Below are 12,930 nucleotides of genomic sequence, written 5' to 3' on the forward strand. Positions count from 1 at the left end.
CTTGGACGCCATGGATCTCTACGCCGGCTACTACGCTGCGCAGTACTACGACTGGCTGCGTTCCTGCGCATGCTTGATTGCGGTGCTGATCCTGCTTTCGAGCGCCGACGATCTCTTCGTGGACCTGTGGTACTGGGTCCGCGAAGCGTGGCGCACGGCGACGATCAAGCGCGTGTATCGGCCGCTGACGGTCGAGCAGCTCCATGCGCGCTCGGAACAGCCGCTGGCGATCATGGTGCCCGCCTGGCTCGAGTACGACGTCATCGCGGCGATGATCGAGGACATGGTGCGCGTGCTCGACTATCGCAACTACATCGTGTTCGTCGGCACCTACCGCAACGATGCGCGCACGATCGCGGAAGTGGAGCGCATGCGGCGCCGCTACCGTCAGTTGCGTCGCGTCGAGGTGCCGCACGACGGCCCCACCTGCAAGGCCGATTGCCTGAACTGGGTGATCCAAGCGATCTTCAAATACGAGCGCGAAGCAGGGATCGAGTTCGCGGGGGTCGTCCTCCACGACAGCGAAGACGTGCTGCATCCAATCGAGCTGAAGTTCTTCAACTACCTGCTGCCGCGCAAGGACATGATCCAGCTGCCGGTGGCATCGCTCGAGCGGCATTGGTACGAACTCGTGGCCGGCACCTACATGGACGAGTTCGCCGAATGGCACGCGAAGGACCTGGTCGTGCGCGAGAGCCTCGCGGGCGCCGTGCCCTCGGCGGGCGTCGGCACCTGTTTTTCGCGGCGCGCGCTGCTGGCGCTCGCGGCCGCGACGCAAAACCAGCCATTTAATACGGAAAGCCTCACGGAGGATTACGACATCGGCGCGCGCCTGCGCAAACTCGGAATGCAGTCGATCTTCGCGCGCTTTCCGGTGCAGTTCCGCTCGCGCCGCACGACGTGGTTCGGGCTCGGCAAGTCGCGCGAGGTGACGATCACCATGCCGCTTTGCGTCCGCGAGTTTTTTCCCGACACGTTGCGAACTTCGTACCGGCAGCGCGCACGCTGGGCACTCGGTATCGGCCTGCAAGGCTGGAAGCTCACGGGCTGGTCCGGTTCGCTCGCGAACCGCTATCTGCTGTTCCGCGATCGCAAGGGAATCGTGGCCGCGTTCGTCAGTATCGCCGCTTACGTGCTGTTGATTCAGTTTCTGATCTTCATGGCCGCGGGCGCGATGGGGCTCGCGCCCGATCTGCCGCGCTCGCCGTTCGTCGATTCCCGATGGATGCAGACCGTGCTCTGGCTCAACGGCGTCGCGGTGATCCTGCGTGTGGTCCAGCGGGTCTACTTCGTCACGCGGCTCTACGGCTGGGAGCACGGCTTGATGTCGGTCCCGCGCATGGTGGTCGCCAATTTCATCAACTTCCTCGCCGTATCCCGTGCCTGGCGGCTCTTTCTTGCGCACCTCGTTACCGGCAAGCGGCTCGCCTGGGACAAGACGATGCACGACTTTCCGTCGGCGGACGGCCTGACGGGCGGCCGCCGTCAGCGGCTCGGGGAATTGCTGCTGTCGTGGCAGGCGATCGACTCGGAGCGGCTCGAGCAGGCACTCGGTGAATGCCACGCGCGCGAAGCACCCCTTGGGCGCGTGCTGATGGCCAAGGGCTGGCTCGACGAAGAAACGCTCGCCGAAGCGATTGCGTTTCAGGCCGACTTACCTCGCGGCAGGCTGAACATCGAGCGGTTGCCGCGCGATGCCGATCGTTTGCCGCTCGATACGATCGTGCGCCATCGTGTGTTGCCGCAGGCCGATGAGTCGGGCCCGTCGGGGGAACATACGGTGCTCTTGACTGCAAGCCCCATCGCCGAGGCCGTACTCGCGGAAATCGGCGCAAGCGTCCCGGGCAGCATCACGCAACACATCGTGCGCGAAGGGGAGATTGCAGCAGGATTACGTGCACTGCGCGGCGTCGCCACGATGGCGGCCGTGTCCGAGGGGACGGCCGGAGACGCCGGCGTCGCGCCTGTGCCGACGCGCGGCGTGCCGCTCCTCGGCGATCTGCTCATCGAGCACGGCCATGTGAGTCGTGAGGCTTTCGAAACGGCCATGCAGCACTATCGTCCCGAAGAGCACGGTCGCATCGGCGACTACATGGTGGCGTGCGACGTGATTTCGCGTGACGCACTCGAGAACGTCATCCAGGAACAGCGCCGTCTGCAAAGCGCATTGGCGGCATCGCAATGATCGAATCGATTCTCAAGCGACGCGCGGGGCTGACGCGCTCGATCGCGGCAAACGCCTGCCGAATGTTGCGCGCGAGCGATCCGGCGTCCCCGTTCCGGCGAAACACCCCTCCGTCGTCGATGCCCAGCCGGACCGTCACGCGAGCGGCGCTGGCTTTCGCCCTGGCAGCGGGTCTGTCCTGCGCGGGCGGTGCGGCGCTTGCGCAACCTGCCGCCCATGCGCAAGCGGTGGGCGTCGAGCGTATCCCGCTGCCGCTCGAAGGCGCCGCCTACCGCGTTGCGCAGGAAGCCTATGCCGCCTATGGGCGAGGCGACTACAAGCTCGCGATTGCACGCGCGCGCGAAGCAATCCGCCAGCGGCCCGATGTCGTATCGCTGCGCCTCTTGCTTGCCAACGTGCTTGCCGCGCAGCGCCGCTATGGCGAAGCGAGCCGGTCGCTGCGCGAGGCCATCGCGCAACTCGGCCCGGACCGCGCGCTCGTGTCGCGACGCCGGCAGATCGACGCGCTCGGCGCATCGACGCGCGCCGTCGCGCGTGCAGGCCATTCGAAGCAGGCGGCGGATCCCGACCGATTGACCGGCGCCGCCTATAGTGCCGCGCAGCAGGCCTACAAGGCGTACAACGCGAAGGACTTCGCAAGCGCGGTCAAATCTGCGCAAGAGGCGATCGGGCTGCGTCCCGACGTATTGCGCCTGCGTCTGCTGCTGATCGACGCGGCCGGCGCGGCCGGCGACGACAAGCTCGCGTGGGACGCCGATGTCGACGCCGTGAAGCGCCTCGGCGACAACGAAGATCTGCGCCTGCGGCGTCTTTTCGTCGGTTCGCGGCTTTCGCTGAAGGCGTCCGTCGATGCGTACGACGCGCGCGCAAAGGGCGACTTCGCGGTCGCGGAGCAGGCGGCGCGCAATGCGGTCGACTATGCGCCTGATGCGATCGATTATCGGATCGAGCTCTTCGACGTGCTCGCGGCCCAGCGCGAGTGGCCGGCGCTCGAGGCGGCGGCGAGCGACGCGATCGCCTACGACAACACCGAACTGATGCCGTACGTCTTCCGCGCATACGCAAGGGCCGCGCAGCAGCGGTTCGACGCGGCCGAGCCGGACCTCGACCAGGTCTTCCACGACAGCGACGCCACGCACGCGAGTCAGAACATCGCTCGCGCGATCGCGGCCGACATCTGGATCGAGGAGGGCCGTCCGCAGCGCGCGCTCGAGAAGCTCACGGCCCTGCGCCCGACCGGGGACGATAGCGATGCGCTGATCGTCGAGCGGATCGATCGCGCGCGGCGGCGTATCGGCGCGGCCGGGCGTACGTCGGCGGGTGCCGCGGCGTCGGCACCGGCGGCTGCTTCGACGGCTTCTGCCGCTTCGGCCGCAGCGGGCGCTTCGTCTGCTTCACGCGTAGCCTCTACTTCCAATGCTTCCACTACTGCGCCGGCGAGCCCGGTCGATGCCCGCACGCTCGCAGCGCAGGTGGCCGCGAATGCGCGCCCGTCCGTCGAATGCGATGTCGACGAGTTCGGTGCTGGCTGCGATCCGTCGCCGGCGGATCCGGGGTTCGCGGCGGCGCGCGCGTCCGAGCGTGCCGCCGAGCGTGGCGACAAGAAGGGCGCCGTGCGCTTCGCGCGGGACGCGGTCGCGGCTGCGCCGACGAGCGCGTTGCATCGCATGGAGCTCGTCGATGCGCTCGACGATGCAGGCGAGACGAAGGAGGCCGGTGCCGAGGCGCGCGCGATGGTCCGCGACGGCATGCTCGATGCACTCACGCCGATTTCGGCGGCCTACGTTGCGCTGCGTGCCGGCGACGACAAGCGCGCCGTGCGCGATTTCCGACGCGCGGCGACCGGCGGCAAGCTGTCGGCCGACGAGTTCGCCGACGCCGGCTACGCCGGTCTCGCGGCGGACCGCGATGCCGATGCGGCGCGCTATTTCGAGCGTGCGATCGACGCGTCGTCGGGCGCGAAGACGAGTTCGCCGGCGGCACGCCAGCAAGTCGAGGACCTGCGCAGCGCGCACGCCGAGGCGACGCGCAAGTGGGGCTTCGAAGCCTCGCTCGGCTACCGTAGCGCCGGCCTGCAGTCCGGTTTCACGGCGACGCCGTCGCCGACGATCACGAACAACTGGCAGGCGGGTGTCGAGGCGTACTGGCGGCCGTTCGGCAGTCTCGGCGATCGGCTGTTCGAAGTCTATGCGCGCGGCGACGAAAGCTTCGGCGTCAAGGGCGGAGACGCGAGCGGCGCGAGCACGCTCGAGGCGGCGTTCGGCGCGCGTGCGAAGCCGTTCGCGGATCTCGATGCGATCGTCGCGTTCGAGCGGATCGTGGCGATCGGCTCGCGGGCGCAGGGCGACTGGCTTGCGCGGATTGGCTACTCGGGCGGAATCGGCACCGAGCGGCGCATCGACGTGCCGTCCTGGTGGACGGTCCAGGGGTACGCCGAAGCGGGGCACTTCGTCAACGCGGGCTCGACCTACGCGACGGCTAGCCTCGAAGCAGGGCGCACGTTCCGGATCGACCGCGTAACGCCACGCTGGACGGTGTTCCCGTATGCCGTGATCGGCGCCGACTACGACTCGAGCATCGACCGCAGCATCCCGCTCGGCGCGGGGCTCGGCGTGTCAACGCGCTATGTGTTCCGCGACAGCAAGTACGATGCGCCGCGCTCGTATGTCGATCTCTCGCTGCAATACCGGCTCAGGTTGGCAGGTGACGATCGTGCGCGCGGGGTGTTTTTTGAAACGGTGTTTTCTTACTGATCGGCGCGCGTGCGACGGTGCGACCGTGCATGCGGCGCCGCGTGGTCCGCTTATGCAGTACGACGAAGCAATGACGAACGAACGCAAGATGAAGATGAAGCAATCGAATTTGAGCCTGAGCGTTGCATGTTGCGCGGCGGCCATCGCGCTTGGCGCGATCGTCGCGCCGACCGTGGCGAGTGCCGCGGCACAAGACGTGGCGAACCTCTACGGTCCGCAGCCGCCAGCCGATGCCACCTATCTGCGCGTCGTGAACCTGTCGGGGCAGGCGGTCCGCGTCGCGCTGCCGGGCAGCGCGCGCGCCGGCGTCCTCGCAGCGGGCGCGGCGACGAAGCTGAGCGTCGTCCCGGCGGGTACGCCGTTGCGCGTGGCCGTCGACGGCAAGGACTTCGCGCCCGAGCCGAGCACCAAGGCGCCGGCCGATGCGCTGGCGGCGACGAACGCGACAGCCGGGACGGTCATCACGGTTGCGCTCACGCGCGACGCCGACGGCTGGCACACTCAGCGGATCGCGCAGCCCTACGCAACTACCGACGCATTGCGTGCGACGTTGCGCGTCCTCAACTTCGCGGGCGGGTGCGACGGCAAAGTGATCGTCGACGGCAGCCATGCGGCCGTCTTCGCGAACGTCCCCGCCACCGAGGCGGCGCAGCGCACGATCAACCCTGTCGCCGCGAATCTCGTCGGGCAGTGCGGTGCGGCGTCGACGGCGGCGTTCGCGCTGCCGAAACTCGCGGCGGGTGACAGCTACACGCTGATCCTCTCGGGCTCCGCGGCGAAGCCGGTGCTGAGCGGCACGCGTGACGAGCTGGCCTGGCCCGCGCCCACGAATTGACGCACGCCGCGCACGTTGCGGACTTGCGGAGTTGCGGCCGCCCCGGCGGCCCACCCGAATTTCGAATGCAGACGAACCCGACCCTCGACATGAAACCGACGACGATACGTCAACCCGGCACCCTCGATACCGCTCATGACGCGCGGCGGCGCCGTCTCTTGCTTGCGTTCGCGGCCCTGCCGCTCGCGAGCCTGCCGTTCGTGCCGCGCACGGCGCGCGCGGCGCAGCAGGCCGTGATCGAAGGCCGCGATCGATGGCTCTTTCCGGGCTGGGAGAGCTTCGTCGAAGACGAGACGCCCGCGTGCCTGCGCATCGTCGATCTGATCGGCAAGGTGGCCGACAAAATGGCCGCGCGCGGGATCCACTGCACGACCGTGATCGCGCCGCTCAAGGCGCGTGCGAGCGCTGACAAGCTGGCTGACGGACAAGCCGTATCCGATGCGGTCATGAAGCGCTACGCGGCGCTCTTTGCGCACGCGGCGGAAATCAAGCTCGACATGGTGGACGGCGAGGCGGCGCTCAAGGCCGTGGACACGAGTGCGGACAACACGTACATCCGTGCCGACTACCACTGGTCCGCCCATACGTCGGAGGCCTTCGCCGATGCGACGGCCGAGCGCCTGCGCGCGAGCAAGGTGCTCGATGGCGCGCACGGCGACGGTACGCCGCTCGGCGATTGGACCGAAGAGGTCAATTACGGCGACCTCGCCAATCTTCTGCCGCCGGAGCGCAAGCGCGCGATCGGCAAGGACCGATTCATCGTTCGCCAGGAGCAGGCCGAGGGCGGACTGCTCGCGGGCGCTGCGTCCATCGTGCACGTGGTCGGCAACAGCATGGTGCAGCCGTATCTCGGCTTTCCGCAGAAACTCTCGAACGTGCTCGAACTGCCGGTCGGACTCACTTGGACATTCGGCGATACGGGACCGTGGAAGACGCTCGTCGATTATCTGGAATCGGCTGACTTCAAGCAAAACACGCCGAAGGCGATCGTCTGGCAGTTCAACGAAGGGCAGATGATGTTTGGCCCTGGCGCGACGGGCCAATGGGATCCGAAGTCGATCCAGCCCGACGGCGACTGGCTCGCACGCGTCGAGAAGGCGCTCGCCTGATGAGCACGACGGTCGATCAGGGGGCACCGGCCGATCAGCGCACCGCCCAGACGGCGGCCGCGGATCGCTCCGGGGCCGGGGGCGCCGGTCCCTCCGGCGAGGCGCGCGCACACCGGCGCATGGCCTGGTGCGTGGTCGTGTTGCTCGCGGCCGGGCTCGCGCTGGCCGTCGCATCGCTCGCGCGGCTCACGCGCGACGATCCGGCATTCGATCTTGCGTCACGCGCCGCCTGGCGTGACGGCAGCGTCCTGCACCGCATCGATCGCGCGATCGACGTGCCCTATGCACCTTTTCTGCGGCGGTGGCAGGCCGCGCTGCGCTACCGGTTGCTCGGCGACCTCGGATCGCAGGTGCGGGAGGGTTGTCCCGGCTGGCTCTTTTATGCGGATGGGTTGCGCCCGCCCCCCGCCACCGCGAACGTCGAGCCCGTCGACGCGGCGCTGAACGCGCGCGTGGCGACGCTGCACCGTTATGCCGAGGCGCTCCGCAGCAACGGCATCGCGCTCGTCGTCGTGACGGTGCCGGACAAGGCGCGCGTCGAGACAGCGGCGCTCTGTGGCCTACGGCAAGACCCGCGGATGACGATGCGTTTCGACGCATGGCGCCATGCGCTCGCGGCGGCCGGCGTCGCGCACGTCGATCTGCTCGACGCATTGCGCGCGGCCCGGCCCGCGTTTTATCGGACCGATGTCCATTGGAATGCCGCGGGTGCGCAAGCGGCCGCCGATGCGGTCGGCGCCAAAGTGCTCCCGATTTTAGGCGCGCGCGGCGACGTGCGTTTCGCGACCGAGCGCGCACGCACGGCGACCCCGCGCGTCGGCGATCTGCTGAAGCTGGCCGGGCTCGGTGACGTCCCTGACGGCTGGCGTCCGGCGCCCGATCTCGAGGTGGATGAAACGATGCATGTGCAAACGAGCGGCGGCCTGCTCGACGACGGCCCGCCACCCGAGGTGCTGTTGGCGGGCAGCTCGTTCTCGCGTCGCAGCGCCTTTGCCGAGCGGCTCGGCGCCGCGCTCGGCCGCGAGATCTGGAATACGAGCCTCGACGATGGCCAATTCGATCGCGCGCTGGCCGCGCAATGGACGCAGCGTGCGAGCTGGCCGAAGAGCCTGCGTGTCGTCGTCTGGGAGATGTCCGAAGACGCGCTCTCGATGCCGCCGGGGGACGCACGCGTTGCCGATGCCTCCCGCGACCAAAAGAACTGAAGTCCGACGATGCTATTCAACTCGTTCCTGTTCCTCACGCTGTTCTTGCCGATTGCGCTGGCGGGCTACTACACCGCCGGTGCGCGGCATCCACGCGCCGCGGCGCTCTGGCTCTGCGCGGCGTCGATCGTCTTTTACGGTGCGTGGAATCCCGCGTTCGTCGGCTTGCTCGCCATCTCCATCGCGTTCAACTATGCGATGAGCCGGGCGATCATGGCCGCCGCCCCGAACTCGCGCGCGCGACGCGCATGGCTCGCGTTCGCGATCGCGATCGATCTCGGCGTGCTGGTTCGATACAAGTACCTCGCGCTGCTAGCGGGCACCTTGATCGAATGGACCGGCATCGTGCCGCACGGTGCGCTCGGGCTCGCGGCGCAAAGCGTGGCGTTGCCGCTCGGCGTGTCTTTCTTCACGTTCACGCAGATCGGCTACCTGCTCGACTGCAATGCGCGCATCGTGAAGACGCCCGATGCGCTCGGCTTCGTGCAGTTCGTCACGTTCTTTCCGCACCTGATCGCGGGACCGATCCTGCATCACAAAGAGATGATGACGCAGTTCGCGCAGCCTGAAACGTACCGATGGCGCGCCGAAAACTTTTCAGTGGGCGCGACGGTGTTCGCGATGGGACTCGCGAAGAAGCTGCTGCTGGCCGATCCGATCGCACCATTCGCCGACGCGGGCTTCGCGGCGCCCGGCTCGTTGCAGACGCTGGCGGCGTGGGGCACGTGCCTCGCCTATGCTATGCAGCTCTACTTCGATTTCTCAGGATACTCGGATATGGCCGTGGGGCTTGCCAAGCTGTTCGGCGTGCGGTTTCCGCTCAACTTCAATTCGCCGTTCAAGGCCACGAGCATCATCGACTTCTGGCAGCGCTGGCATATGACGCTCACGCGTTACCTGAGCGCCTACCTCTACTACCCGCTCGCGATGCGCATCAACCGGGGTCGTGCCGCGCGCGGTCGAACGACGGGGCGCGCAGCCCAGCAGTCGGTCCCGGGTTTCGCTACGACGGTCGCGGTGCCGACGTTCTACACGATGGGTCTCGCCGGCATTTGGCATGGCGCCGGCTTGCAGTATCTGATCTACGGGCTGCTCCACGCGGGCTATCTGACCATCAACCATGCGTACCGGGCCTGGCGCGCCGAGCCGCCGACCGCAACCGCGGCATCGGGGGCTCGCGCCGTGCCGCACACGGGCTTCGCGGCGCGGCTGCGCCACGTCGCGAACGTCCTCGTCACGTTCGTCGCGGTGCTCGTCGCCTTCGTGTTCTTCCGCGCGCACGGCATGGACGACGCTTGGGCGTTGTTGAAGGGGATGCTCGGCTTGCGCGGTATTGAGTCGATCGATGCATGGCCGATCGGGCATGCATCGATCGACATCGGCGCGCTCGAAGTGCTGCGGCTTACGCTGGGCCGAACGCTGCCCGCGCTGCAGATCGCCGCGCTGCTTGCGATCGCCTGGTTCGCGCCGAATTCGCATCAACTCATGGGCCGCTTTTCGCCGGCACTCGATCGCGCCGCGCTCGACGTGCCCGCGTGGCTCGTCTGGCGTCCGTCGTGGCGCTGGGCAGTCGTGACGTTCGCGCTGCTGTTCGTCTGCGCGGCGCAGCTGCACGGCGAAGTGCGCTTTCTTTATTTCCAGTTCTAGAAGGGGATATCCCATGCGTTCAACGTCTGAGCTGCTCGCTGAAGTGAAAGAGATCGTCGAATCGGTCGTGCTGCGCGCGGTCGAAATCGATACGCCGCTCATCGAGTCGGGGCTTGTCGATTCGGTGTTGGCCGTCGAAATCGTGCTGCGCGTCGAGGTCGTGCTCGGCGTGCATGTGCCGCCGACCGAAATCGCCGAGCACCTCGCGACCGTGCAAGCGCTCGCGTCGTTCGTCGCTGAGAATCCGTAGAGCGGCCGCCATGCGTTTCGATCTGGCTACGAGTCGTTTCGTCGATACATCGCTGCGCCCGGACGCGAGCGCAGTCGTCGGCGCGGACCGCACATTGAGCTGGCGCGAGCTCGAGGCCGAGGCCTCGGCGTGGCGCGACGCGGCCGTTGCCGCAGGCTATGGTGCCGACACACCCGTGATCGTGCACGGACACAAGGAAGCGGCGTTCTTCGTCGCGATGACGGGCGCGTTGCTGCTCGGTGCACCGTTCGTGCCGCTCGATACCATCTATCCTGAAGAGCGCATGCATCGCATCGCGCGTACGCTCGATGCTCATGCGTACTTCGACGCGCGCAGCGGCGCCTTCAAGTCATTCGACGAAAGACGATCAACGCGCACACCGGCGTTGCGCGAGACCTCGCTCGCCTACGTGCTCTTCACCTCGGGCACGACCGGCGAGCCGAAGGGCGTGCAGATCGGGCGCGAGAGCGTCGAGGCGCTCGTCGATTGGATGGCGGCCGACTTCGGGCTCGGCGCGAATCCGGTATTCCTGAATCAGGCACCGTTCAGCTTCGATCTTTCGATGTACGAAGTATTCGCCACGCTCGCCCTCGGCGGAACGATCGTGCTTGCCGAGCGCACCGTGGCCGTGCCAGGCCCCGCGTTCGTCGAGTTCCTCGCGAGGGAGCATGTCGATACCTGGGTCTCCACACCGTCGTTCGCGCAACAGCAGTTGCTCCATCCGCGATTCACGCAGGAGGCGCTGCCGGCGCTGCGCACCTTTCTCTTCTGTGGGGAAGTCCTGCCTGTTCCGCTTGCGCGGCGGCTGCGCGAGCGTTTTCCTGACGCGCGCATCATCAACACCTACGGACCGACCGAGGCCACGGTCGCGACGACATGGATCGTCGTCGACGACGCGGTGCTGGCCGCGCATCCCGAGCGTCTGCCGATTGGATACGCGCGTCGCTCGGGGGCGGTGTTCATCGATGATGGCGAGCTTTGCATTGCCGGGCCGCACGTTATGCGCGGCTATCTGAACCGCGACGATCTGAACGCCACGCGCATGTTCACGCGCGATGGCATGCGCGCTTTTCGGACCGGCGACCTCGGCAGCGTCGAGAGCGACGGACTGCTTTTTTGCCAGGGGCGCATCGACGATCAAGTCAAAGTCGGCGGTTACCGGATCGAGCTCATGGAAATCGACGCGGCGCTGCGTGCGCTGGACGGCGCCGCGAGCGCGGCGGCCGTTGCTCTGCGCCGGCCCGACGGCACCGTTGCACGCATCGTCGCGTTCATCGCCACGGGCCGGGACGACGGCGTTTTGCCTGAAGCGCTGCGCGATTGGAAAACGCAGCTCGCGACGCATCTGCCGCCTTATATGATTCCTTCGGAGCTGCTTGCGTGTGAGTCGTTGCCCGTGTCGGTCAACTTCAAGACGGATCGGGCGAGGCTCGCTCTGGAATACCGTAGTCGCAGCAGTGCTCGCCCAGCGAGCAATGAACAAGGTGAGCGTGGAGGCCATGTCATAGCCGGTCCGGCGGCAAGCTGATGCGTAATTCGACGATTGTTTCCGAGGCACGCTCTGAATTGGTGTCGCCGCGCCGCCGCGCGCTCATCGCCGCGGGCCTCTGCGCGGCATTGCCGATCGGCTGCGCATCGAGGCCGCTCGACCAGCCGCAAGCGCTGGCGCAGGGCATCGTTTGGCAAATCGACGACGACCATCTCGATCCCCGTGGCGACTGGGACCGGCTCGGCGTAACGGACCTGCTCGTGCAGTGGACGGCCGTCGACGATCTCTCGTTTTTGCCGGGCACGGCGACGCATCGGAAGAGCCGGTTGGCCGGTCTCACAACGTCGGAACACCTGCCGGACTGGGCACGCATTGCCGGGGAGCCGTGGGCGCGCAATGTCATCGTCGGCCTCGCGGGGCGCTTCGACGAGACGACGGCGCGCGCGAGAGTCGCGCGACTGATCGCGCAGTCGAAACAACTCGCCACCGTGTTACCGCCTGGCCATATCGATGGGTACTACTTCCCGGTCGAAGTCGACCCGACCTGGGCCGGCGCTCGCGCGCTCGGGCCGCTGCTCGAGCAGTTGCCGCGGCCGCTCTGGATCAGCGTGTACGAGAACTCGAACATCGGCGGGCCGGCGCTCGCCGACTGGCTGACGCGCTGGCTGCCACCTGATGTCGGCGTATTGCTGCAGGATGGCTGCGGCGTCGGCGTGCGAGGGCCCGCGGCGGCGCGCGCCTATGCCGACGCGCTGGCGGCGCGGCGCGGCAAGGAGCGCACGCGGATCATCGCCGAAGCGTTCCGCCCCGCGCAAAAAGGCGCATTCCGGCCTGCTACGGCGGCCGAGCTCGCGCCGCAACTGCTCGCATATCGCGGCTACCGCGCCTACCTGTTCGACGGCCCGCATTACGTGTCCGCGCGACTCGTGCGGGATCTGCTGGAAGAGGCGGCGCGGCGCTGAAGCGCGCGCGCGGCAGGTTCATTGCGCGCGAGGCTGACAATTCTAAAAAATTGCAAACTCGCTCGCTGGCTCGAGGTTTTGTATAGACAAAAGTTCCGGGTTCGAGCAAAGTTCGGGTAAGCACTTACTCGAACGCGCGTCGAGCGAGGACGATGAACGCCGCGAGCGGACGTCGTTGATGCAAACGTTTGCGGGCAGGGGCAAAGTGAGACGGGGCGCTTCGGCGAGGCTTGTAGTCCTCGAGGCAGGGGCCTAATTGTTGATATAACGGGGCAATGGCGGTCGAGATCTTTAGTAGACCTAAATAACTATCGAGTGCATGGTCAGCGTGACGAGGCGTGGCTGTTTTGATGAGGTGTCAACTGCAATAGCCTCAAAACAATGCATCCCCTCGCGGTTCGCGGTTCGTGCGCAGGGGTAAGGATTTTCCTAAAGGCATATAGTCCAATAGCCGTGCTTTTGTGAAAGATTGCAAAGTCGCGGTTTGTTCCTCGC

The 12,930-nt window shown here is 67.1% G+C and carries 9 protein-coding genes; all 9 read left to right on the forward strand.

The genetic code is table 11. From position 1 onward, the window contains the following. Positions 1 to 10: 10 nt before the first annotated feature. Positions 11 to 2,185 (forward strand): glycosyl transferase family protein, encoded by a 2,175-nt coding sequence (locus B0G57_RS14220; protein ID WP_018444047.1) that lies wholly within the window; start codon positions 11 to 13, stop codon positions 2,183 to 2,185. Then, complete coding sequence (locus tag B0G57_RS14225; protein ID WP_018444048.1) at positions 2,182 to 4,938, forward strand: NfrA family protein; 2,757 nt, start codon at positions 2,182 to 2,184, stop codon at positions 4,936 to 4,938. The genes B0G57_RS14220 and B0G57_RS14225 overlap by 4 nt, the downstream gene beginning before the upstream one ends. Positions 4,939 to 5,008: 70 nt before the next feature. Then, the gene (locus tag B0G57_RS14230; RefSeq protein ID WP_158256617.1) at positions 5,009 to 5,773 is read left to right on the forward strand and encodes an alginate O-acetyltransferase AlgF; all 765 of its coding nucleotides are present in this window, start codon (positions 5,009 to 5,011) and stop codon (positions 5,771 to 5,773) included. A gap of 65 nt (positions 5,774 to 5,838) precedes the next feature. Further along, positions 5,839 to 6,882, forward strand: a complete 1,044-nt coding sequence (locus B0G57_RS14235; protein ID WP_018444050.1) for an alginate O-acetyltransferase AlgX-related protein — start codon at positions 5,839 to 5,841, stop codon at positions 6,880 to 6,882. Beyond that, positions 6,882 to 8,087, forward strand: coding sequence for an alginate O-acetyltransferase AlgX-related protein (locus B0G57_RS14240; RefSeq protein ID WP_018444051.1), 1,206 nt, complete (start codon positions 6,882 to 6,884; stop codon positions 8,085 to 8,087). Before B0G57_RS14235 ends, B0G57_RS14240 begins: the two co-directional genes overlap by 1 nt. Before the next feature lie 9 nt (positions 8,088 to 8,096). Beyond that, complete coding sequence (locus tag B0G57_RS14245; RefSeq protein ID WP_018444052.1) at positions 8,097 to 9,734, forward strand: MBOAT family O-acyltransferase; 1,638 nt, start codon at positions 8,097 to 8,099, stop codon at positions 9,732 to 9,734. A 13-nt stretch (positions 9,735 to 9,747) separates the two neighbouring features. Continuing rightward, entirely contained in the window at positions 9,748 to 9,984 is a 237-nt protein-coding gene (locus B0G57_RS14250) for an acyl carrier protein (protein WP_018444053.1), read from the forward strand. A 10-nt stretch (positions 9,985 to 9,994) separates the two neighbouring features. Next, entirely contained in the window at positions 9,995 to 11,512 is a 1,518-nt protein-coding gene (locus B0G57_RS14255; protein WP_018444054.1) for an AMP-binding protein, read from the forward strand. Then, positions 11,512 to 12,435, forward strand: a complete 924-nt coding sequence (locus B0G57_RS14260) for an alpha-amylase family protein (protein WP_020566580.1) — start codon at positions 11,512 to 11,514, stop codon at positions 12,433 to 12,435. The genes B0G57_RS14255 and B0G57_RS14260 overlap by 1 nt, the downstream gene beginning before the upstream one ends. Positions 12,436 to 12,930: the final 495 nt, after the last annotated feature.

This window comes from Trinickia symbiotica (assembly GCF_002934455.1).
Classification (GTDB): Bacteria; Pseudomonadota; Gammaproteobacteria; order Burkholderiales; family Burkholderiaceae; genus Trinickia; species Trinickia symbiotica.

Bases quoted from the DNA above. Each gene is read 5' to 3' on its own strand.
- B0G57_RS14230 (WP_158256617.1), top strand. From the start codon at position 5,009: ATGACGAACGAACGCAAGATGAAGATGAAGCAATCGAATTTGAGCCTG.
- B0G57_RS14250 (WP_018444053.1), top strand. From the start codon at position 9,748: ATGCGTTCAACGTCTGAGCTGCTCGCTGAAGTGAAAGAGATCGTCGAA.
- B0G57_RS14225 (WP_018444048.1), top strand. From the start codon at position 2,182: ATGATCGAATCGATTCTCAAGCGACGCGCGGGGCTGACGCGCTCGATC.
- B0G57_RS14245 (WP_018444052.1), top strand. From the start codon at position 8,097: ATGCTATTCAACTCGTTCCTGTTCCTCACGCTGTTCTTGCCGATTGCG.
- B0G57_RS14240 (WP_018444051.1), top strand. From the start codon at position 6,882: ATGAGCACGACGGTCGATCAGGGGGCACCGGCCGATCAGCGCACCGCC.
- B0G57_RS14255 (WP_018444054.1), top strand. From the start codon at position 9,995: ATGCGTTTCGATCTGGCTACGAGTCGTTTCGTCGATACATCGCTGCGC.
- B0G57_RS14220 (WP_018444047.1), top strand. From the start codon at position 11: ATGGATCTCTACGCCGGCTACTACGCTGCGCAGTACTACGACTGGCTG.
- B0G57_RS14235 (WP_018444050.1), top strand. From the start codon at position 5,839: ATGCAGACGAACCCGACCCTCGACATGAAACCGACGACGATACGTCAA.
- B0G57_RS14260 (WP_020566580.1), top strand. From the start codon at position 11,512: ATGCGTAATTCGACGATTGTTTCCGAGGCACGCTCTGAATTGGTGTCG.